24 protein-coding genes are annotated in these 22,349 nt (G+C 44.2%); 15 read left to right on the top strand and 9 right to left on the bottom strand.

Annotated features, from left to right (window positions below; genetic code table 11):
* The first annotated feature begins 42 nt into the window (after positions 1 to 42).
* From AACU28_RS17400 to cydX, 5 genes are all read left to right on the top strand, one after another.
* Positions 43 to 1,497, top strand: coding sequence for a lytic polysaccharide monooxygenase (locus AACU28_RS17400; RefSeq protein WP_102497967.1), 1,455 nt, complete (start codon positions 43 to 45; stop codon positions 1,495 to 1,497).
* A gap of 224 nt (positions 1,498 to 1,721) precedes the next feature.
* On the top strand, positions 1,722 to 3,152 hold the full coding sequence (locus AACU28_RS17395; RefSeq protein WP_183091199.1) for an aminotransferase-like domain-containing protein: 1,431 nt from the start codon (positions 1,722 to 1,724) through the stop codon (positions 3,150 to 3,152).
* A 142-nt stretch (positions 3,153 to 3,294) separates the two neighbouring features.
* Positions 3,295 to 4,881, top strand: coding sequence for a cytochrome ubiquinol oxidase subunit I (locus tag AACU28_RS17390; RefSeq protein ID WP_121603319.1), 1,587 nt, complete (start codon positions 3,295 to 3,297; stop codon positions 4,879 to 4,881).
* A gap of 12 nt (positions 4,882 to 4,893) precedes the next feature.
* Positions 4,894 to 6,030: a cytochrome d ubiquinol oxidase subunit II gene (gene cydB, locus AACU28_RS17385; RefSeq protein ID WP_121603318.1), complete on the top strand. Its 1,137-nt coding sequence runs from the start codon at positions 4,894 to 4,896 to the stop codon at positions 6,028 to 6,030.
* 10 nt (positions 6,031 to 6,040) lie between these two features.
* Positions 6,041 to 6,142, top strand: coding sequence for a cytochrome bd-I oxidase subunit CydX (gene cydX / locus AACU28_RS17380; RefSeq protein ID WP_017083482.1), 102 nt, complete (start codon positions 6,041 to 6,043; stop codon positions 6,140 to 6,142).
* Positions 6,143 to 6,291: 149 nt separating this feature from the next.
* On the opposite strand, the gene AACU28_RS17375 is transcribed toward cydX, so the two are convergent.
* From AACU28_RS17375 to AACU28_RS17365, 3 genes are all read right to left on the bottom strand, one after another.
* Entirely contained in the window at positions 6,292 to 6,510 is a 219-nt protein-coding gene (locus AACU28_RS17375; RefSeq protein ID WP_102497808.1) for a hypothetical protein, read from the bottom strand.
* Between the two features lie 59 nt (positions 6,511 to 6,569).
* The gene (locus AACU28_RS17370; protein WP_061024879.1) at positions 6,570 to 7,271 is read right to left on the bottom strand and encodes a hypothetical protein; all 702 of its coding nucleotides are present in this window, start codon (positions 7,269 to 7,271) and stop codon (positions 6,570 to 6,572) included.
* Between the two features lie 98 nt (positions 7,272 to 7,369).
* Positions 7,370 to 8,209: a LysR family transcriptional regulator gene (locus AACU28_RS17365; protein WP_017078016.1), complete on the bottom strand. Its 840-nt coding sequence runs from the start codon at positions 8,207 to 8,209 to the stop codon at positions 7,370 to 7,372.
* A gap of 192 nt (positions 8,210 to 8,401) precedes the next feature.
* On the opposite strand from AACU28_RS17365, the gene gntH reads away from it, so the two are divergent.
* The 5 genes from gntH to AACU28_RS17340 all read left to right on the top strand — a co-directional run bounded on the left by gntH (position 8,402) and on the right by AACU28_RS17340 (position 12,513).
* Positions 8,402 to 10,027, top strand: a complete 1,626-nt coding sequence (gene gntH / locus AACU28_RS17360) for a guanitoxin biosynthesis MBL fold metallo-hydrolase GntH (RefSeq protein ID WP_017068281.1) — start codon at positions 8,402 to 8,404, stop codon at positions 10,025 to 10,027.
* 124 nt (positions 10,028 to 10,151) lie between these two features.
* Complete coding sequence (locus AACU28_RS17355; RefSeq protein ID WP_017083485.1) at positions 10,152 to 10,667, top strand: hypothetical protein; 516 nt, start codon at positions 10,152 to 10,154, stop codon at positions 10,665 to 10,667.
* A 180-nt stretch (positions 10,668 to 10,847) separates the two neighbouring features.
* Complete coding sequence (locus AACU28_RS17350; protein ID WP_121603317.1) at positions 10,848 to 11,363, top strand: hypothetical protein; 516 nt, start codon at positions 10,848 to 10,850, stop codon at positions 11,361 to 11,363.
* Between the two features lie 170 nt (positions 11,364 to 11,533).
* Positions 11,534 to 11,713: a hypothetical protein gene (locus tag AACU28_RS17345; protein WP_017085092.1), complete on the top strand. Its 180-nt coding sequence runs from the start codon at positions 11,534 to 11,536 to the stop codon at positions 11,711 to 11,713.
* A gap of 311 nt (positions 11,714 to 12,024) precedes the next feature.
* Positions 12,025 to 12,513, top strand: coding sequence for a GNAT family N-acetyltransferase (locus AACU28_RS17340; protein ID WP_017068284.1), 489 nt, complete (start codon positions 12,025 to 12,027; stop codon positions 12,511 to 12,513).
* 115 nt (positions 12,514 to 12,628) lie between these two features.
* Here the strand turns inward: AACU28_RS17340 and AACU28_RS17335 are convergent, their stop codons facing one another.
* A complete protein-coding gene (locus AACU28_RS17335) occupies positions 12,629 to 13,204 on the bottom strand; it encodes a nucleoside triphosphate pyrophosphohydrolase family protein (RefSeq protein ID WP_121603316.1) in 576 nt (191 codons plus the stop codon).
* A gap of 213 nt (positions 13,205 to 13,417) precedes the next feature.
* On the opposite strand from AACU28_RS17335, the gene AACU28_RS17330 reads away from it, so the two are divergent.
* On the top strand, positions 13,418 to 14,488 hold the full coding sequence (locus AACU28_RS17330; RefSeq protein WP_004734930.1) for a sensor domain-containing diguanylate cyclase: 1,071 nt from the start codon (positions 13,418 to 13,420) through the stop codon (positions 14,486 to 14,488).
* Positions 14,489 to 14,504: 16 nt separating this feature from the next.
* Here the strand turns inward: AACU28_RS17330 and AACU28_RS17325 are convergent, their stop codons facing one another.
* Together AACU28_RS17325 and AACU28_RS17320 are read right to left on the bottom strand one after the other, a co-directional pair.
* The gene (locus AACU28_RS17325) at positions 14,505 to 15,071 is read right to left on the bottom strand and encodes a DUF1415 domain-containing protein (RefSeq protein ID WP_108093528.1); all 567 of its coding nucleotides are present in this window, start codon (positions 15,069 to 15,071) and stop codon (positions 14,505 to 14,507) included.
* 85 nt (positions 15,072 to 15,156) lie between these two features.
* Entirely contained in the window at positions 15,157 to 16,356 is a 1,200-nt protein-coding gene (locus tag AACU28_RS17320; protein ID WP_121603315.1) for an MFS transporter, read from the bottom strand.
* Between the two features lie 110 nt (positions 16,357 to 16,466).
* On the opposite strand from AACU28_RS17320, the gene AACU28_RS17315 reads away from it, so the two are divergent.
* Complete coding sequence (locus AACU28_RS17315) at positions 16,467 to 17,339, top strand: LysR family transcriptional regulator (RefSeq protein WP_017066171.1); 873 nt, start codon at positions 16,467 to 16,469, stop codon at positions 17,337 to 17,339.
* 89 nt (positions 17,340 to 17,428) lie between these two features.
* On the opposite strand, the gene AACU28_RS17310 is transcribed toward AACU28_RS17315, so the two are convergent.
* On the bottom strand, positions 17,429 to 17,665 hold the full coding sequence (locus AACU28_RS17310) for a glutaredoxin family protein (RefSeq protein WP_004734934.1): 237 nt from the start codon (positions 17,663 to 17,665) through the stop codon (positions 17,429 to 17,431).
* A 153-nt stretch (positions 17,666 to 17,818) separates the two neighbouring features.
* Here AACU28_RS17310 and AACU28_RS17305 point away from each other — a divergent pair, with 153 nt between their 5' ends.
* Both AACU28_RS17305 and rlmF read left to right on the top strand, forming a co-directional pair.
* Positions 17,819 to 18,316, top strand: a complete 498-nt coding sequence (locus AACU28_RS17305; RefSeq protein WP_004734935.1) for a YgjP-like metallopeptidase domain-containing protein — start codon at positions 17,819 to 17,821, stop codon at positions 18,314 to 18,316.
* 4 nt (positions 18,317 to 18,320) lie between these two features.
* Positions 18,321 to 19,679: a 23S rRNA (adenine(1618)-N(6))-methyltransferase RlmF gene (rlmF, locus tag AACU28_RS17300; RefSeq protein WP_121603314.1), complete on the top strand. Its 1,359-nt coding sequence runs from the start codon at positions 18,321 to 18,323 to the stop codon at positions 19,677 to 19,679.
* Positions 19,680 to 19,787: 108 nt separating this feature from the next.
* On the opposite strand, the gene pilW is transcribed toward rlmF, so the two are convergent.
* Positions 19,788 to 20,555, bottom strand: coding sequence for a type IV pilus biogenesis/stability protein PilW (gene pilW / locus AACU28_RS17295; protein WP_017080657.1), 768 nt, complete (start codon positions 20,553 to 20,555; stop codon positions 19,788 to 19,790).
* A 169-nt stretch (positions 20,556 to 20,724) separates the two neighbouring features.
* Complete coding sequence (gene metA / locus AACU28_RS17290) at positions 20,725 to 21,666, bottom strand: homoserine O-acetyltransferase MetA (protein ID WP_004734938.1); 942 nt, start codon at positions 21,664 to 21,666, stop codon at positions 20,725 to 20,727.
* 273 nt (positions 21,667 to 21,939) lie between these two features.
* On the opposite strand from metA, the gene AACU28_RS17285 reads away from it, so the two are divergent.
* Positions 21,940 to 22,308 carry an ATP-binding protein gene (locus AACU28_RS17285; protein WP_102444650.1) on the top strand — a complete coding sequence of 123 codons (369 nt, stop codon included), beginning with the start codon at positions 21,940 to 21,942 and terminating at the stop codon, positions 22,306 to 22,308.
* Positions 22,309 to 22,349: the final 41 nt, after the last annotated feature.

The raw sequence follows: 22,349 nt of genomic DNA, 5'->3' as shown, positions 1-22,349 counted from the left end.
ACAATAAATAATAATATTCTAAAAATAGCAGTGGGTATGGCTATGCTATCGAGTGTGCCGTCAGTGGCAAATGCTCATGGTTGGTCTGAATTTCCAAGTGCACGTCAGAACACCTGTTACGAGCAAGGCGGGGTTTGGTCGGGTACACCACCGAATGCAGCATGTGCTCAAGCAAAAGATATTTCTGGCTCTTACCCGTTCGTTCAACGTAACGAGTACGCGAAAAATATCCAAGATTTCAACAACATCAATGCTGTAAAAGCTGCGATTCCAGACGGCACTTTGTGTTATGCCAATGATTCGCAAAAACGTGGTATGGGTGCACCTCATACAGGTTGGACTCGCACTGAGCTAAGCACTGGTACATTTGAATATGTATTCAACGCGACTGCACCACACAACCCGTCATTCTGGGAGTTCTACCTAACGAAACCAAACGCAGACCTGAGCAAAGGCCTAGCGTGGGGGGACTTAGATCTTATCCAAGAAGTGGGGAATGTTCCTGTAAGCGGTGGCAAATACCGTATCAACGTGACGATTCCTTCAGACCGCTCTGGCGACGCAATCTTATACGTACGTTGGCAACGTGATGATGCCGCGGGTGAAGGCTTCTATAACTGTTCTGACATCACTATCGCAGGTGGTACAACCCCTCCACCAGAGCCGGGTCCTGAGCCTGATCTCGTGCGTGGTGACCTATTTGTTTCAGAGCAATTTGGTACTCCACAAGTTGGCGACACCGTTAAGTACGACATCATCAACAAGTATGGTGAAGTAGCGCGTAGCTTTGACATCGTCATCGACGCTTCAAACGTTAACGATTGGGCTCGTTTGTTGGCTTCAGAAATTAATGGCTGGCACGAAGAGTTTAAGGATGGCGCGATCTTCATTGGTGACTGGCACGCTGAAATGCAGCACTATATGTATTTCCAAAACGATCCTTCACGTAACTTTTTTAACTCAAAGGATAGCCGTGCTTCTGGTCAGTTAACGCTGATTGATGGTGGCGACGGTGGTGTTGAACCACTGAAAGGTGACATCTACGAGCTAGTGAAGAGTGACAACGTAGTGAATGCTGGCGACAAAGTTGTGATTGCAACAAGCGAAGCGGCAAATCTAACTCAGACACAAGGCTCTTCAGTAAGCATTCAAAATAACGGCACGGCTTCTATCGTAGTTGATACCACTGGCATCACTGCAAACGAAACTCTATCGTTTGTGGCTAGCTCTATTGAAAGCGAGAGTGTTGAAACCTTCACTTTTGAAGTGATTGCCGATGACGGTGGCGTAACACCAGACCCAGATCCAACGCCGGATCCTGATCCGACTCCTGACCCAGACAATGGCACGTGGGACTCATCAGCGACTTACCTTGGCGGCGAAGTCGTGACTTACTCGAACCAGTCATGGAAAGCGCAATGGTGGGTTCAAGGTGGTACAAACCCTAAAGCGACCTACGAAAATGATCAATGGGGCGTGTGGCGTCCAGCTAACTAGTCAGCTAGTTAAACTAACTAAGTAACTAAGTAACTAAGTAACTAAGTAACTAAGGCACCACACTTTATTGACGAGTGTGGTGTCTTTTCTTATGGGAGAAATAAACAAGTCGACCGTGAAGGTAATTGGGTTTAGGGTAGGGCTTTGTTATACCTGAATGTCTGAGTACTTCGAATATTCACGGTTTAGTAATCTTTTGCACATTAGATAGAAAAGACTTTTTGATGAAAAAATCACAGATACTCGCCAATACAATCAAGAATCAGATAGAGCAAAACATCTGGTTGAGTGGTGAGAAGATCCCATCAATTAGAGATGCGTGTAAACGTTATAAACTCAGCATAGAGACGGTACTGCAAGCCTATCAGCAGCTTGAGGATCAAGGCTATGTGCGCTCAAAGCCCAAGTCCGGCTATTTCGTGTTACCGCGTAGAAATGTGTTCACCTCAAAACTCGCACAACAAAAAGCCATCAAGCCGTATCCCGTTAAAATCAGTGATTTGCTTTACGATGTGCTCCAACGTGCCAAAGACCCTAGCATCATTCCACTTAGCTCGGCATTCCCTGACCCTGCTTTGTTTCCGCATCAAGCATTGTCGCGCAGTTTAGCCAATGCCAGTCGCCAAATGCCCGATAACAGCATGCTCACCAATTTGCCTCCAGGTAGTGAAACACTTCGTAGACAAATTGCCCAACGCTATCAAGTTAAAGGCTTGAACGTCCTACCTGACGATATTGTAATTACTTCTGGGGCGATGGAGGCACTTAACTTATGCCTACAATCCTGTACCGAGCCGGGTGACTTAGTCGCGATAGAGTACCCTGCGTTTTACGGTGTGTTACAGACTATTGAAAGACTTAACCTCACTGCCGTAGAGATTCCAACAGACCCGACAACAGGGATTGATTTGGATGTGTTGGAATCGGTGTTCGCTTCAATGGACATCAAAGCGTCCTGGTTTATGACAGAATCACAAAACCCAGTCGGCTATTCGATGAGTGATAGCAACAAGCAAAGGTTGGCTGAGTTGGTGAATCAACATAAGATCCCGATGATTGAAGACGATGTGTATCGAGAACTGCACGTCGGTAATCAAAGCTCATTGCCTGCTAAAGCCTATGACACTGGCGAGCAAATCATGTTGTGTGGCTCGTTTTCCAAATCATTGTCGCCTGGCTTTCGAATCGGTTGGGTAGTTGCAAGGAAACAAGCGTTAAAGATTCAGAGATTGCAGCACCTTTCGACGCTCTCGAGCAGTATTCCTATCCAACTTGGGCTGTCTCACTACCTGACGTTTTATAGTTATGACAACCATCTTAAAAAACTTCGCAAGCTTTTGAATGAAAGGAAGAAGGCACATATTGCATTGTTAGAATCTAGCTTACCTTCAAGTGCGACGGTGCATAAAAGCCAAGGTGGCTACTTCATTTGGATAGAACTGCCGCACTCTGCTTGTGTTGAGAAGTTGTATGAACTAGCCCTTGAACAAAACATCTCTGTCGCACCGGGAATCATATTCAGCAGTGACAAAAAGTTCTCTCATCACATTCGACTCAACTGTTCGTATGCTTGTGACGACAAAATAGCAGAAGCCATACGAACGCTAGGAGGCTTGATTCAGGAAATGGAACTGCAAGCTAATAGTTGCAGCTAAACTCTGACTAGTCGTTCGTCTAATAAGTAAATCTGTTCTGTTTTTTAATAATCAATCTGTTCTAGTTTGGTTCGTGAGAACTGTGCTGAAATACGCTCCAATTCTTAATATGAAAGCCATCATTATGATGTTTGGAGCTTAAATGTTTGATGTAGTTGAATTGTCGCGTTTACAGTTTGCGCTAACCGCTATGTTCCACTTTCTTTTCGTCCCTCTGACTATCGGTATGTCGTGCTTACTGGCGATCATGGAGTCGATCTATGTACTCACCGGTAAACAAATCTATCAAGACATGACCCGCTTCTGGGGCAAACTGTTCGGCATTAACTTTGCCTTGGGTGTCACGACCGGTTTAACCATGGAATTCCAGTTTGGCACCAACTGGTCTTATTATTCTCACTATGTCGGCGATATTTTCGGTGCACCTTTAGCCATCGAAGCGCTTGTCGCGTTCTTCCTAGAGTCCACCTTTGTTGGATTGTTCTTCTTCGGTTGGGAAAGGCTATCGAAACGCCAACACCTTGTGGTGACTTGGCTGGTGGCTCTGGGTTCGAGCTTTTCTGCACTATGGATTTTGGTTGCCAATGGTTGGATGCAAAACCCGATTGGCTCAGAGTTCAATTACCAAACCATGCGTATGGAGATGACCAGTTTTGCCGAAGTGGTGCTCAACCCTGTCGCACAAGTTAAATTCCTGCATACAGTGGCCTCAGCGTATACCTGTGGCTCGATGTTTATCCTTGGTGTGAGCTCTTACTACTTGTTGAAAGGGCGAGACATTGCTTTTGCAAAACGTTCGTTTGCTGTTGCAGCTTCGTTCGGCATTGCTTCTATTATCTCGGTGATCGTATTAGGTGATGAGTCGGGCTATGAACTGGGTGACGTTCAAAAAGTGAAACTCGCTGCAATTGAAGCGGAATGGCATACAGAACCTGCACCTGCGGCGTTTACCTTGTTTGGATTACCAAACCAAGAAGAGGGCAAAACCGACTTCGCGGTCAAAATCCCTTATGTGATGGGAATTATTGCAACGCGATCTTTGGATGAGCAAGTCACTGGTCTTCATGACCTACGTGACCAGCACCTCGTCCGTATTCGTAACGGAATCATTGCTTATGAATTGCTAGAGCGTTTGCGATCTGGTGATACCTCACATGAGACAGAACGAGCTTTCGATCAAACTAAGCACGATCTCGGCTATGGCTTATTGCTTAAGCGTTACACAGATACCGTAACCGATGCGACTGAACAGCAAATCCAACAAGCGGCAGATGATTCCATTCCAACTGTCTGGCCACTTTTCTGGTCATTCCGAATCATGGTGGGCTGTGGCTTCATTATGTTGTTTGTCTTTGGTGCGGCCTTCCTTCAAACCTACCGTAAAAACATTACGCAAAAGCCTTGGCTACTGAAAGCGGCGCTATGGTCGATTCCATTACCTTGGATTGCGATTGAAGCTGGCTGGTTTGTTGCGGAATACGGCCGTCAGCCTTGGGCAGTAGGTGAAATTCTTCCTGTGACCGTCGCGGCTTCTTCTCAAACCGTTGAAAACCTGCTTACGTCTCTTGCTCTCATTATCAGCCTATATATCGTATTTATCATTGTTGAAAGTTACTTGATGATTACCGTTGCTAAAAAAGGCCCAAGCAGTTTAAAAACGGGTCGCTATCACTATGAACAAAATACAACTTCACTTGAAGCCAAATTGGCACAACAAGTTCAACAATAAGGTGACTGACTCATGTTCGAATATGACACATTGCGTTTAATTTGGTGGGTTCTGATTGGTGTACTGCTGATTGGTTTTATGATCACCGATGGTTTTGATATGGGAGTGGGGGCGTTGTTACCGTTTATTGGTAAAACGAACGCTGAAAGACGAGTCATGATTAACTCTATCGCGCCCCATTGGGACGGCAACCAAGTGTGGTTAATTACCGCAGGTGGTGCGTTGTTTGCGGCTTGGCCTCTGGTTTATGCGACATCGTTTTCAAGCCTTTATGTGGCGATGTATTTGGTGCTTATTTCATTGTGGTTGCGTCCTTTGGCGCTTGAGTATCGAGCAAAGATCGACAGCGATCAGTGGCGACAAGTATGTGACTTGGCAATCTCGTTCTCAGGCTTCTTCCCTCCAATCTTGTTTGGGGTGGCGTTTGGCAATTTGATGCAAGGCTTACCTTTTACGCTCAATAGCTTCTTGATGGTTGAGTACCATGGTTCGTTTATCGATTTGATCAACCCATTCGCGCTTTTGTGTGGTCTAGTTGGGTTATTGATGGCGCTGTTACAAGGCAGTGCGTGGTTGATGATGAAAACCACAGACGCAGTGTACAAAAAGGCAAGAACGGTGACGCAGGCGAGTGCGGTACTTATCCCTTTCCTCATGGTGATTGGCTGTATGGCGATAAACCATATTGACGGGTATCTGATAGTCAGTGCGATGGATCATAGCTCGGCTTCGAATCCTTTGAACAAAGAAGTCGTCACACAAGCAGGCGCTTGGTTAACCAACTTCGATACGTACCCTTGGATGTGGTTTGCACCGATCGGCAGCGTGACCATTCCATTACTGACTTTAATTGGCGCAAGGTTGAAATGGGATGCGATTACTTTTATTAGTTCAAGCCTGACTAATGCTTGCATCATCTTAACGGCTGGTTTCTCGATGTTCCCGTTCATCATCCCGTCTAGCGTTAAACCGAGTCATAGCCTAACACTGTGGGATTCAACATCGAGCGAACTGACCTTGAACATCATGACAGGCGTGGCGTTTGTGATGGTGCCAATCATTCTGTGTTATACCGCGTTCAGTTATCGAACCATGTTTGGACGACTCGATAGTGAGTATGTCGAACGTAATGGCCATTCATTGTATTAAGGAGTTTTTCATGTGGTATTTTGTTTGGATATTGGGCTTATTTCTAGCCTCTGCATTTGCGGTTTTGAATGTCATTAGCTTAGAGAAAAGTGACTCAGAAACGGAGTCTTAATCGCTGAGTAGGGCTCTAGAAGAAGATCGCAGTTATATAAAGAAAACAATAGCTTATAATAACACTAGGGTTATATTAGAAAACCAGAGCTATAAGAAGACCAGAAGCGTGAGTTTCTGGTCTTTTACGTTTTGTAATGTGTTGACGAATTATTCCAGAATAAGGTTTTCTTTAATCTCATCGTTAAGATACCCCTGACCAAAATCTGGTGTCATGAATTCGACGGAGGAGGAGTCTAGATAGCTGGTTTCTAGATAATGGAAATCTAACTGATCAGCACTTGCGTAGGTGGGAATCGCAGAAAACAAAACGATACTGATCGCTGCAGCGATATTAATGACTTTGTTACGTTGAGAAGTAATTTTCATAGTAGTGCCCTCGAAAGGTGGGCAAATCCATCTGCCTATGAGAATTGAATCTGAGATGTTTAGAAGTCGTAAGACAAACCAAGAGTGATGATGCTGTCGTTGTCGATTGGTATCATTGGACCACCGCCAATTTGTAAGTCACCCTCGTTGGTATTGAAGTAGGTGTATTTCACGTAGGGTGTCCAGTCGTCAATGCTCTTTGATAGGACGACTTCGTGTTCGTTAGTGCGGTAATCGTCTTGGTCAATGAGATCGGCGCCAACATTGGATCCGTCACGGTTCTCGTGAGTGTATTGGTAAGCTAAATCCCAACCTGCGAGAGAATACCCCGCACCGGCGATGAACTTATTGGTGTTGATCGTGGTGTCGCTTAGTTTTTCGGGTACTTGCCCTGACTGGTTATATCCCAATCCACTGAATACATTGAAGTTGTCGTTCACTTGATAATCAATAATACCTTCGATTAATAACTCTTCACCGTTGTCCCATTTACCAAGTTCACCGTATAGGTTGAACGTGAAAGACTCGCTGATGTGAAAGTCGTGGCCGTAACCCGCGGCTAGCCAACCCTGGTCATCAAAACCTATATAGACTTGTCCATTTTCTGAGGTATCGATTAATGCGCCAGCTTCTGTGGTGTAGACACCGTTATCAGCAGCATTAGAGGCAACGTTTTGTTCGATGTAAACTTGAGTCGAAGTCGCAAACGCTGCGCTGCTGAGTAACGTAAGTGGTAGAGCAATAAGGTTAAGCTTTTTCATGGATTCTCCAGTGTCGTTCTATTGAATTAACTTGCTGGAGAGTATGTGATTAAATTGAATTTATATTAATAGGGTTAACTTTAGTTAAAACCTCAGTTTCATTTATGTTTTCTTAATGCTGACTTAATTGCTTCACGGGTTTTGATGTGTTGCTCGTCGTTAGCATAACGGCGGTGATAGAGCATTCGAAACGTGAGCGGTTTTAATTTGATAGGGATAGGGTGAACGCGTAAGCCAAGCGCTGGTGCGAGCATTTCTGCAAAAGAGCGAGTGGAAGCGGCGATATAATCTGTCGTGCTTGCCAAAATCAGCATGCTTGAAATTGAGCTGGTTTCAATTCTGACTTTTCTCGGCTCGATATCGCTCTCTGATAAAAACTCGACTGTGTTCATGTTGGCGCGTTTGATCTTGAGCGCAATATGCTCCTCTTGGAAATACTCTTCTTTACTTAGTGTCTCACCAATTCGAGGGTGGTTGATTCGAGTCAGACACACGGGCTCCTCATCGACGATGGTTTCTTCAATCAATGAGTGTTTCTTACTCGAAAGTACATCAATGACGATATCCACTTTTTGTGCAGTAAGCGCATCAAACAGTTCTTCCTCTTCGAGCGGCGCTTCCGTAAAGCTTACGCCTTCAACCTGGCTAACGAAATGAAGCAAGCTCTCTGTGCAATAGACTTTAAGGTCATTCTTTTGCTGCTCAACCGTTCCAATGATGTTCAATGGGTCTTCTATCTTATTAGCGAGTGATACCGCTGCTCCAGTGGGCGCGATACCTCGTCCTTCTCTCACAAATAAAGCCTTGCCCACGACACCTTCGAGTCTCTTAATCGCCGCGCTTACCGCGGGTTGAGAAATATCGAGCTGCTCTGATGCCACGGTGATAGAGCTGTGTTTGTAAACGGCCAAAAATGTCGTCAGTAGATTAAGGTCCAAATTCAGTTCCCTCTATTCTTATTGCACTCATCCAAATCATGGTGGAGTCGTTATTGACTCATAAATGAAATGGAGGTTTCAAGTAAAGTTTACACTATATATCAAGGTTCTGTTTATTAATAAACTTGTTTGCATCGGAGTGAGGAAGGAACTTCATTCATTTACTAAATACTCAGACCGATAGGTGAAACTATGAGAACTTTCGCAAAATTATCAATCATCTCTACAGCAATGATCATCACGACAACCGCTTTTGCTGCTGACCCAATGATGCAATACAACACCAAGCAGACTAACTCTGATATTCAAAAACTCGAGAAATTTGAATATCACGAGGGTGAAACCCTTGAAGAGTATCTGAGCACTCAACCTAAGGGGAACTTGTACTCTTCAGAAGAAGAAGTGCTTTCTGTGTTAATGGGCGGTGTAAACAATGGTGACTATCGCAAAGAAACCAATTCAGGTTGGAAAGAAGGCCTGATGTTTGAGGGCATTGCACCTTATGGCGATCACATGGTGTCGGGCGCCAACTGGTTCCCACGAACTGAAGAAGTTCAACCGGATGAAATGCGTGTCACGTTCATGGGGACATCACCAATGATTCGCCCGGGACAGGCAAACACCTCGATATACGTAGAACTGGGTAACGGCTCTAACTTTGTCTTTGATTTAGGTGAAGGATCAATTGCGAACTACGTAGCGGCGGGTGTCGCGATGAATGAACTCGACCATATCTTCATTACTCACTTACACGTAGACCATTACGGCTCGTTACCTTACCTGTATCAATTTGGTGGTTGGAATGGTCGCTGGGAAAAGCCGCTTAACATTTATGGCCCGAGTGGTGCGACTCCAGAATATGGCACTCGTCATATGATTGAAGGCATGCAGCAAATGTTGAACTGGCACACCGATGCATTTGATGTGTTCCCATCAGGCAACGACATAGTGGTACACGAGTTTGATTTCCGCGACGACGGTGGCGTTATCTATGACCAAGACAATGTGGAAGTGATTCACTGGCGACGCAGTCACGCAAAAGATGGCGCGTCTGGTTACCGCTTGAATTGGACTCAAGATGACGGCCGAGTGCTTTCATTTGTTTGGACAGGAGACGGTCGCCCAACCGAGTTGGATTTGAAATACGCAAAAGGTGCAGACTTGTTCATTACTGAGCTGCAAACCGAAACGTTTGGTGTGTCTTCGATTATTCAAGGTGTGCCGCCATTCTTAGCTCGTTACACCGTTGATACTCACCATACACCAGCGTACGCGGCGGGTTATGTGGCGAATGAAGTACAACCGCGCTTGTTCATGACAACGCACATGACATTCGACCCATATCTCAATGAGGAAACCGTTGCAGAGGTTCGCCACCATTGGCAAGGGCCTTACCACTTCGGTGCGCCAGATGGCATTGTCGTTAACATGACTAAAGATAATGCGTGGGTTCGTGAAGGTATTTTACCTGACTTCCCGAATGCGAGAGCGCCACAATTTGATATGGCAGATGGGTCTGATTTTAGAATTCCATTACCGAAAAATAGCCGTGAAGACATACAAGAACAAGAGATTCGTGATTTAGAGCTGGATCCGAAACTGTACTACCCAGAGGGCTACCATCCAGAGCTGTTAACTGAGTGGCCAGTCGACCGTGACATCGTGATCCCAGCTGAACAAGTACCAGAAGCAATGAAGCAAGGTATGAACACCAAGCAAGAATACATGGATAGAGTACGTGCTCACCACAACCTTGAGCGCAAGTCGGTAAGTCGTCCAACTGAGCCTGGTGAAGGAGCAGGAACCGATAACAAATAGGGCATTTGTAGTGAGGGCTGATGTGCCCTCACATCCTAAGAACTTAGGAAACAAACTCATTCTATTACTCAACCATAAAAATCATTGCTAGCAACATCTTTGCTTAGAATATCTGGAGTTCATTATGAAAAAATCAATTTTAGCGGTCGTCATTCTATCTTTAGTGGCAGGTTCTGTTTTCGCTAACGGACAATCCAATGCTCACAACTATCAACCTGGTGCGACGAATAACTCAGAACGTTTAGCGGATATTGATCCTAACTACGAACTGACCTTACCTTCAGAAAAAGAAGGCTACACCATGTATGACAATCAATCCATGTCAGATGGCGGGACCTACACAACGTATGTTAAACCGAATCCTTCCGATGCAATGCATGTCGCCGATGAAGGCTCACTAAAAATAACGCACGGAGAAGGTGGTGTCATTATGACGGAATACACCACAAAGAATGGCCAACACACGTTTTCAGTGATGTGCGGCTACACCTCGGGTCCATCATACTGGGCTGACGGAAAACCAGCGAAGGTATGTGAAGAGGCGCAAGCACTAGCGGTTGCATTGGAAGCAAAAGGTGAATGGGAGGTGAAGCCAATGACTTACACCATCGCACCAGCAAGAATCGTAGTTGATAAGTGATTTTTGTCTATAGAACGCTCGTTATATCGAGCCTCGTTATCCAACCATATTGATTATTTGTAGTGAGACAGAGGGGTACTCAGGCTGAAATGGTCTTGAAGTTCCCCTTAACTTAGCTCACAAGAAGCTAAGTCAGCCAACTAATCAACTTTGTATTCGAAAATACAGAAGGTCTATCCCATGAAAAATACCATTAAGCTACTGGCTATCGCATGTGTTTTACTTACTCCAATGCTTGTCGCCGCTGCCGAACATAATCACAGTCACAATCATTTTAACCCTGAATTAGAGCAACTTGGCGACGACATTATTGGTCTAACCGTGTGTTACAAAAATGGGCATCTATCAGATGAGAATCAAGAACCTGCTTTCATGAACCTTATCAACCACGCCAATGTAGAAGGTGAGGAGTTGGGGATGTACTACATGGATAAGTTGGGCCCTAAAGCTGAACAAATCATGAGTGATGACGACGCTCGTCGCTTATGGACTCAAGATTATTGTGCTGATTTGACTGACACTTATTTGGATTCAGATAAGTTAGCTCAAAGAACAAATGAACATCAAAGTCATTCACACGGCCACGATCATGGGCATAACCATAACCATAATCACGATCACCATGGACATGGCGATTTAACGCCAGAGGTGCTTGAGCAAGATATCGAACGAGGTCGTTTACTCAGTATCAACTAAGCCCAATAAGATAAGCGTACTTACTTTGTTACCTCTTGGCACAAAATGGTAAGACTCGAATCGAGCGAATGACTAGAATTATCTCAAACGAAACAAGTGAATTAGGGCGGATTCTAGTCACTTTATCTTATTCGAATGGATGCTTTGAAAGCTCGAAAGAGGATTATTTTATGTACGAACTCACACTGATTCTAAGCCTAATGATGGGTGGCGCTGACAGCACAGCAGAAATGGAAGTTAACACCCAATTTACGACTCTTGAGCAATGTAATGAAGAAGGCGCAGCGTTAGCTAAGAAGCTCAATGCGACAGACCTTAAAGTCATTCAAGTTCAATGTGAGCGCGATTAACTAGATCAAGATGAACTCGTTCATGATTAACCAGAACAGAATTAGTTAGATCATGATGAACCAAAGCTAACTAATTCCATAGATTTTGCGGCGTGGGCACACCCGAGGTGCCCACATCGAACTACCTCCAGTTTTACTAACCTTGATTCCTCAAATGTACTTCTTCAGATCATCCACATACATTCCCCACATCGGCGCCAATAAAAACAATTTCATCTAACCTATTGTTAAATATTTACTATTTGATAGTGTGTCTAGGTGCACATTAAGGATGTGTTTCATATTTAGCGATGAAAATAGTAGGAGTTGCGATGAGTATTATAGTGAGACGGTCTGAACCGTCAGATGCAAAGGGAATAAAAGAAGTTTACGAATGCACTAATGCTTATACCGGTACGCTGCAACTCCCCAATCCATCTCTGGAAAGCTGGCAAAAACGAATCTCTAATATGCCTGACAACGTGTACTCGTATGTCGCGATGATCGACGATGAGATTGTTGGCAACTTGGGAATGGAAGTGTGCGTGAATCCAAGAAGACGACATGTGGCTTCATTTGGTATGGGTGTTAAAGACGATGTGCTAGGCAAAGGTGTGGGTAGTCAGCTGCTCGCGACCGCGATCGACTTGTGTGATAACTGGATTAACATCAAGCGAATGGAGTTAACGGTATATACCGATAATGAAAGAGCGATCAGCCTGTATAAGAAATTTGGCTTCGTGATTGAAGGAGAGTCCGCAGGGTTCGCTTTCAGAAATGGCGAATATGTGGCGGCTTATCACATGGCTCGACTGGTATAGCATTTAGCTACACAGTTAGAATTTACGGACAGATAATAAAACGCCACGTTATTTAAACGTGGCGTTTGCTATTCAAATTAGCTGAAGCTTTTAACCGCTTCAGTATTAACCTTAGTTAAGCCGTTAGTGGCTCAAGGTTCGCAGGGCGGTAGTGTACAGATTTTAGTACTTTACCTTGGCGAACTGTCTTGCCTTCAGATACGAAATCTTCCGCACACTTAGCGATGATGTATTCGCCTTTTTGAACCGCCATCAGCTTGATGTTCTGCTCAGCATAGAAAGCTTCTGTTTCAGCGTATTCAGTTTCGTTGCGACATACTTTACTCATGTTGCTTGAGTGTACTTCGTCCCAGCAAGGTAAGAAGTCAATTGAGCGGTTTTTAGAAACATTCAATAGCAGGTCGATCAGGTAGCTGATTGCTAGGTTGTCTTCAACCTTAGCTTGGCCAAGGTGAACCAGACGCCCCATCAAAACATAAACGCTGTCTACAATAGCGTCCGCTTGTTCGATTTTTGAGTCAGCTTCTGCAAGTTCTGTCAGTTCTTCGATCGCTAGAGAGGTATGTAGCGTATCGCCTTTTTTGTCCATTGTTTCAGGAGCAGCAACAGGCAGATCAAAAGTACTGCGGAACTCTTCAATGTCGCGGTAAAGGTGATCGTAGATTTCTTGGCTTAGTTGAGAAAGGTTCATTTTCCTATCCATTCTGTTTCGTTAATGGATTATTTTACCAAAGCTAGGAATAGGGTGCTAACGCAAAGTCGAAGAAGTCGACTTTTATTCATTGGACCAATGAGGTATTTTGCATACAAACCAATTGATTATTATGTTTTTTTACACTTTACTCTTCTTAATATACCAAATATTAATGTTGCCATTAACTTTGGCTGCAGTGGGACCCCATTTATGAACCAAGCCAGTGAAAGCGAAATTGTTATACGTCGCTTGTATCAAATCACCAATGATTACCGGAAGGGCTTCGATATTCAGATCGCTCAGCTGCTTATCATGGGGCTTGAACGCTTCAACCTTGATATCGGTATTTTATCTAAAGTCGATGGCAATTCCTATTTAGTCGAGCACTGTGTTACGCCAGAAGGGGTTGAACTCAACACTGGTGACACCTTCGATTATCGTTCTACCTATTGCGAAATTACCTGTAAATCGATTGGTCCTATCTGCATTGAGCATTGTGGCAAACACGATAAGTATGCGACGCATCCCGCTTACCAGTCTTTTGGTTTAGAGTCTTATATTGGCATCCCGATTTTCGTTAATGACGAGCTTTATGGCACCTTAAATTTTTCAAGCCCGGCTCCCTATCATCGTGAGTTCAAAGAGTTCGATATCGACGTTATGAGGTTAATGGCCTCATGGATCGAAGTGGAACTGGTTAGAAGACAGCAAGAACGAAAACTCAAAGAGCTGAATGAGAAGCTAGAGTACCAAGCTCTGTATGATCCTCTGACCCATTTGCCAAATAGACGTTGCTTGTTCAAAACGTTGAATGCAGAAGTGGAGCAGTTAAAAGGATCTTTAGGAAAGGGAACCTTGGCCGTTGTCGACATCGATTTCTTTAAACAGGTTAATGACACTTATGGTCATCAAATGGGTGATGTTGTATTAAAGAAAGTGGCGAACGTGCTGAGCAATAACACTCAAGAGGGTGAGTTTGTGGCACGCTTTGGTGGCGAGGAGTTCATTCTTTGGTACCCCAATAAAACACCAAGTTGTGTTGAAGATAAGTTCATGACTCTTTTGCAAGAGATGAAGAAAATCACACTGGATAGAAAGCCTGTCACTATATCAATCGGCGCGTGTCATTTTGAGTTGAGTACAGGGGATACCAAAGGGGAAAGGATGTCGGCGTTAGATAAGCTCATCAAAGTTGCCGATGAATGCCTGTACATTGCGAAACAAAATGGACGAGATCAGTTCATTTCTCGTCCATATCATCAAGAACGCTCAGGAATATGAGCCATCTTGCTAGCGATTAACTGAACAGGTAAGGGAACAGTTGACGACGTTCTTCCGGCGTTAAGGATTCAACTCTCGCGATGTTTGTATCAGGAATCGCTTCAGGGTTAGGGTAGTGCTTCAACACTTTTTCCATACTCGCTTCACGAATCAAATGGTAAACCGGATACGGAGAACGGTTCGTTAGGTTTTCATCGTCTTCTGGATCTGCACCACCAAAGCAATAGTCTGGGTGGAAGGTTGCTACTTGGTAAACGCCTTCCCAACCTTCTTGCTTGATCAACGCTTCAATCCAATCAATGAACATGTTGTAGTCGAAGAAATCTTGCAGCATGTTAGGTACAACAACCAAAGTCGTCTCTAATTCCGCGACTGGCGTGTTATCTAACTCTACGAAATGCGTCATGATGTCTTGCAACAACACTTCTTCCGTATTTGCTTCACTCACAAAGATCTTAATCTGTTTATTACGTTGTGGCTTGGCTGCGAATGGACACAGGTTTAGGCCAATAACGACATCGTCTAACCACTGTTTTACTTGGTCGTGGATGGTTTGAAGATCTGTGCTTTGAGTGTTCGACATAACAGGTTCCGAAATGAAATTTTGCGTAGGATATCAGAACGGACGTCAATCAAAAGCAATAATTGAGTTACAACCTCGGTGGCACTTATGCTTGTGCGAGTTTAGAGACCGATACTTGAAGTTGTTTTAATTGGTAGACCCAAGCAAATATAGCAACATAGAAGATTGAACCGCCCGCAATCACGCCATTCCAACCGAACAGTTGCCAGCAATACAAGAGTAAGAAACCACCTAAGCTCCCGCCAATATAATAGTGAACCAAGTAAAGTGCAGTTGCTGTCGCCTTAGCGCTTGGTGCTTTTTGACTTACCCAAGAGTAGGCAAGGGTATGGGCAAAGAAGGCACCGCCGCTAATCAGCAATAAACCAGCGAGCATGAACGGGACTTTGTCGACGGCAGAAATTAGCATTCCGATTAAGCTGATACACACGCCCATTAATATTCCGCTTAACGGGTCAAAACGAAGTGTCCATTTGTTAGAGAGTTTAGAACTTATCGTTCCGGCCAAATAACATAGGAATATGAGTGAAGCCAAACCAACAGGTACTGAGTGAGGTTCGGATACCAACCTAAAGCCCATTACTGAATATAGGTTAACGAATAGCGCAAAGTTAGCGCCACCAATCAACATCGCGAACCACAAGGTGCGGTTTCTTAAGTGCATCACTACAGAGCGATTATGATGAAAGAACAACCCTTTCTGAGGTTTGAAGTTTTGTTGGTCAGGCAGGCTATACGCAATATAGAGAGCGCCAAGCAAAGAGCCGACAACGAAAAACAATACCGTAGCGTGCCAGTCAAAGTAATCCGTGATTAAGCCCCCGAGTACACGTCCGAAGATTCCACCTAATGAGTTAGCCGCAATATAACCGCCGATCGCGACTGCGAATGCTTTGGGTGATAACTCTTCGACCATATAGGCAACCGCTACGCCCGCAAAAGCAGCGACTGCGATTCCCATGAATGCTCTGGCAATAACAAGTTGCAGTAGAGTGGTTGTGAACACCATGCTCAGCCCGATTAGCGGGATAGCAAATAAGCTGAACAGAATAATAGGTTTTCGACCAAAGGTTTCAGAAGCGATTGCCCAAGGCACCAAACTGATGGAAAGCCCTAGCGTTGTCGCGGCAAACAGCCAGTTGATCTGAGTTTCAGATACTTGGAAGTGCTCCGCCATGTGCGGCAAGATAGGCTGAAAGAGGTAAAGGTTACAGAAAATGATAAACGAACCAATCGCCAATGATTGGGTGATACGTTTGTATTGAGGACTGCCTTTATCAAACATTTACGTTGTGCCTGCGCGAGTTAGTAAGCTATTTGTGAACAAGTTATCAGCACAAGTGTGATTAAAGAAATATATTAAAAATATCACCTCTATATATTAAATATATCGCCATGCTTGAATCAAAACCTCTTCGACATTTTCTGGCTGTTGCGCAGTTTGGTAACTTCACTCAGGCCGCCAAAGCGCTGCATATCGCACAGCCTGCATTGAGTATCTCCATTAAAAAACTCGAACAGACACTTGAGTTGATTTTATTCCGTCGCGGAGACAAATCCGTCACCTTAACGGAAGAGGGAAAGGTACTGTTTGAGCATGCAAAGCGAATTGCTCAGCAGTTTGATGATGCTCAATTGGCGATGAATGAACTGAAAGGCTTGGAGAAAGGCGAGGTGCGGTTAGGCGCTCCAAGCATGATGGGCAGTTATTTTTTCCCCCAAGTCGTGATGGCATTCAAAAGCCAGTACCCAAACCTAAAGTTGACTCTGATTGATGCTGGCACCGCTTCTATTCGCGAAATGTTGTTAAACGGCGAACTCGATATTGGCGTAATCAACCATGAAAACGTGCCTGATGATTTGGAAACGGATCATCTGTTAAGTTCTGAGATGGTCGCCGTTGTCGGTAAGGAGCATCCGTTAGCACAACAGCCTTCGATGACCTTTGAAGAATTCTTTGCTCAAGAGCTGATCATGTTCAAATCGGGCTATTTCCACCGCGATTTTATTGATGCGACCTGTAAGAAGTACGATCTTGATATGACCATTGCGTTTGAAACCAACTTGCTCCCGATGATTCTTTCTATCGTTAAACAAGAGTTTGCGATCACCGCGCTGTTGAGCTTAGTGACGGAATATGAGAAAGACGTGATAGGCGTGCCATTTAAAGACCCTGTAAAACTGAATCTATCTTTGGCCTGGAGAAAGGAAGGGTATTTGTCGAAAGCTGACAGAACCTTTATTGATTTCGTTAAGCGGTATGTGTGATTTAGTAAGATTTAAATAAACAAAGCCCGAACATCCTAGATTGGATATTCGGGCTTTGTTGTATAGAAGTATGACTGGCTCAGAACACGTTAGGTGTTCTTTGAGTTATACATCTTATCGAAGTTCTTCTGATTCCAGCCGACCATCACTTGGTCACCGATTTTCAGCACAGGGATAGAGCGAGCACCCATCGCCTGTAATTCTTTACGGCCACGCTGCATTTTTGCATTCGTTAGGCGATATTCAATTTTCTTCGAATCCAAATAGCGTTGTGCATCTTTACAGTGCGGGCATTTGTCTGCGACGTACAATACAACACGTTTCATTTTTACAATCTCTTTTTGAGTGTAGCTCTTGGTGAATCTCGCTAAAGTGTAACGAATCCTAGGTGATTAGAAAAGTGTGATCAGTTACACTATGCGGCTCAATTTTCAAGACCACAACATATTGTCGTGGTGTAACTTGTACGGTCTTTCAGCATGCATCCTTCTTTACGCTATATTCAAGGCTACCCGAAGCACATTCTCGACCCGGTAACTCAACTTGTTGAATCAGGTAAATTGGTGCCGTGGTTTGAAGCTCGCTACCCAAAGAATCATGAAATCAAAAGCGAGAAAGCCCTGTTTGACTATGCGATTGAGATTAAAAATCGCTACATGAAAAAAACGCCACCGATCAGTAAAGTGATTTATGACGGCAAGATACACCTAATTAATAATGCATTAGGTCTGCACTCTTACGTCGCGAAGAATCACGGTGGAAAGATCAAATCGAAGAACGAGATTCGTATCGCCAGTGTTTTTAAAAATGCACCAGAACCTTTGCTAAGAATGCTGGTGGTGCATGAACTGGCGCACATCAAAGAGAAAGAACACGACAAAGCCTTTTACCAACTATGCTGTCACATGGAGCCGGAATATCATCAACTTGAGTTAGATGCCCGTTTATTCATGATGTATTTAGACTTAAAGAAGTAGCCCAATGAGCCAATCACAAAATAGAACTACGCTAAGCCTGTCGAAAAACAGTACCTCATCAACAAAAACAAAAGACAACCAAGCTGAGCAAGGTAACCGTAAGCACGGTGATATTAAGCCAAATGCAGGCAAGCCAAGCAGCGACAAGCGTATTTCTACAAAGAACACATCAGACCGCAAAAACAGTGCTCCCAAAGGTGCTGACAACAACAAAGCAAAGCGACCTTTTGCAAAAGATAGCAAAGGTAAACCGGGTGCGAATAAAGGATCATCGAATAAGGGTTCTTTCAATAAAACGGCTTTTAACAAGAACGCTGCACAGAAAAGACGCTCGGCTGAAAAGCCTCAAGGTGGATTGCACCCAAGAAACCAACATACAGGTCGCTATGACTTCGAGTTATTGGTTGCAGCCTTGCCTGAGCTAAAAGAACATCTGATCAAGAACCCGGTAGGCGAAGACACCATTAATTTCTCTGATCCATTAGCCGTTAAGCTACTTAATAAGGCTTTACTGGCGCATCACTATGGCGTTAAGCATTGGGATATTCCTGCTGGTTACTTGTGCCCGCCAATTCCTGGCCGTGCAGATTATATTCACAGAGTGGCAGACATCCTTAATAGCGATGGCCAAGGTGAACCTTACAATCATGCTTCTGTGAAAGCATTAGATATCGGTGTTGGTGCAAACTGTATTTATCCAATCATTGGTGCGACAGAGTATAAGTGGCGCTGGACAGGTACTGATGTAGATTCAGTCTCCATCAAAACAGCGAACTTCATTGCGGAAAGTAACCCTAATCTAAAAGGTAAGATTCGAGCTCGCCTGCAAGCCGACTCAGAATCTATCTTTAAGGGAGTGATTAAGGATAATGAACGTTACGATGTCACAATTTGTAACCCTCCATTCCATAGCTCTCTAGAAGAGGCGGAAAAGGGATCACAACGTAAACTGGATAACCTAGCAGCAAACCGTGCTAAGAAAGCCGGTCAGTCATTCAAGCCTGAAACGAATAAGAAGCCAGTTAAGTTAGATAAATCAACTACGCAAAATAAACCAACTAAGCAAGATAAACCAACCTTAAACTTTGGTGGCCAAAAGTCTGAACTTTGGTGTCCGGGGGGGGAAGCAGCTTTCATTATGAATATGGCGAGAGAGAGCCAGCTTTTTGCTACTCAAGTATTGTGGTTTACGACATTGATTTCTAAGAAAGACAACGTTGATATGGTTCGTTCAGAGCTTGGCAAGCTGAGAGCTAAACAAGTAAAAGTGGTTGAGATGTCGCAAGGCCAAAAGGTGAGTCGTTTTATCGCATGGACCTTTATGGACGACGAACAAAGACAAGAGTGGATTGCGCTTAAATAACAGACTGTACTTAGTTAAGATATTAAGCTGAAATTACGAACGGGCTTGTTGTTAACGCAACAAGCCCGTTTTTTATATCTATCGCAACGACTCTAAGCTCAGTTAGCCTTAAACGGAGAGCAGTTCGTCTAATTTACTTTGGTATTTCTGTTGAAGTGCACGGTTACCCGCCTTCTTTTCGAGTTCGACCAAGATTTGAAGCGATGGAATTTGATAGCCATAACGTTGGTGGAATTTGAATAAGCGGAGCCTAGCGTCATTGTATTCGGCCTCACTGACTTCAATTTTAGAAAGCTGTAGTACGGATCTAGCTCGATTTGGGTCGTGGTCAATCGCACGAGAGAAGTAGTATTTTGCTTGCTCGACCTCTCCGGCTTTAAACGCGCAGAATGCCGCATTTTCATAACTGGCAGAGACGAGATAATAATAGGGTTGGTCGATGGCACGGTTAAAGTATTTATCGGCTTGCTCGTATTCGCCCTGTTTACACAAGAATGTACCGTAGTTGTTCAATACGTTGCCGTTTCTTGCGTCTAACCTCAGCGCTTTTTTATAGGCATCTCTTGCTTCGTCAACTTCCCCAACTTGTTCGTAATAGTGCGCAATGGAAAGGCGAGCTCGATAGTAGCTAGGTGCGTGTTTGATGGCGAGTTCTAGGTTCTCACGTGCTCTCACCATATTCCCTTGCCCCATATAACCCAAACCTAATTCAATACGAGATTCAGACATCGCAATAGGGTCGCTTTCAATCTTTGGCGGGCCTTCAGTGACAGAAACGCAACCGACCAACGAAAGAGAGGCGAGTAGTATCAGACTCGATAATGAAAGGGGGCGGGATAATGAAATAGGTTTAGATAATAACGACTTGGCGGGCATGTGAAGCTCCTTATGAACACCAACCCATCATATGAAATCAAACCCATTGAAGTGGTAAATCTATTATGGAATGCGACTCAAACACCATAAAAAAACCGCGTCCAATTTGGCGTTTTATCAACAACCTATTGAACACGGCTTTATGTGTTTGTGAATCGGAAGAAACAACTTAATCGTCTTTGGTAAAGTTGTCTTCGCTGAAGTGATCCAAATCGTAAGGCGTTTGTTGGTAAACGCAGTAGTTCAACCAGTTCGAGAATAACAAGTGCCCATGACTACGCCAACTTGCGACAGGCTTATTATCTGGATTGTTGTTCGGGTAGTAGTTGATTGGAATCACGGGTTCCATGCCTTCGCCTAAATCACGAACGTACTCACCGTGTAATGTATGCGCATCGTATTCAGGGTGACCCGTTACAAACACGTTTCGCTTATCTTTGGTCGCCGCCAGATATACGCCAGCCACATCAGAAGTCGCAAGAACATCAAGGTCGGTATGCTCGGCTAAGTATTCCTGAGAGAAATCTGCGTAGCGAGAGTGCGGTGCTAAGAAGGTATCGTCAAAGCCACGCAGAAGCGGGTGGTAAGGGTGATGAATCTCGTGATTATAAACACCAGAAAGCTTCTCTTTGCGAGTGCGCTTTGGCAAATCATACAGTAATTTCAAACCCGCCTGAGCCGCCCAACACACATACAAGGTTGAGGTCACGTGCTTGTTTGCCCATTCCATGATGGTTTTTAGGTGGTCCCAGTAGATCACATCTTCAAATTGAACCAAGCCAAGCGGTGCACCAGTAATGATCAATCCATCAAAGTTTCTCCCTTTGACCATTTCAAATTGGCGGTAGAAGTTATCAAGGTGTTCAGTCGGTGTGTTTTTGCTTGGTCGGTCGTCAATGCGCAGCAGCTCTACATCCACTTGCAATGGACTGTTCGATAGTAGGCGTAAAAATTGAGTTTCAGTTTCAATCTTCTTCGGCATTAGGTTGAGGATCAAGACTCGAAGTGGACGAATTTCCTGTGTCGATGCTCTTGATAACGGCATCACGAAGATGTTTTCTTCACGAAGAACATCAGATGCTGGCAATTGGTCTGGAATGCGAATAGGCAAAGCTTTCTCCCTAAGCTAGATATGTAGACGTCTATACATCTAAATCTATAGTAGTTTGATACGCTTGTCGATATCCAAAATGGATAGATGTAAATTATTTGTGTTTTCTATCAGAAGCCATCTACCGGCTTTGACGAAGTCTTATAATGTTTAACGACTACCCGAGTAAGGCATAAGTGCTTGGTTCTGTTATGTAGAACTAGGCAGTTATCAGAGCAAGCGGTTAGCATTTACGATAAACTCATGTTTTCGAATTAGCCTGTAAAGTGACAGATGAAGTTAATACTCATTCGAGGGTTGCCCGGTTCTGGCAAGTCAACAAAAGCGAAAACCTACGATGCATTGCATGTCGAAGCTGATATGTATTACGTGAATGAGCAAGGTGAGTACCATTTTGACCCTAGGCAGCTACAGCAAGCTCATGAGTGGTGTCAAAACACGGCGGAAAACGGCTTGAAGCAAGGGTTAGATGTTGTTGTTTCGAATACCTTTATTAAGCATTGGGAAATGAAGGCTTACCGCCAACTTGCAAGAAAATACAAAGCAGAATTGATCATCGAGGTATGCCGAGAGCAATATGGCAGTATTCACGACATCGAACCGTCTGTGATTAAGCGCATGGCAAAAGATTGGCAAAAATAGCCTCGTGCTTATCCAGCTTGGCTGAATGGCAAATAGAATTA

Source organism: Vibrio sp. SBT000027, assembly GCF_963894355.1.
Taxonomy (GTDB): Bacteria; Pseudomonadota; Gammaproteobacteria; order Enterobacterales; family Vibrionaceae; genus Vibrio; species Vibrio splendidus.
Note: the sequence above shows the minus strand (reverse complement) of the source record. Positions and strands in the feature narration are given on the sequence as shown.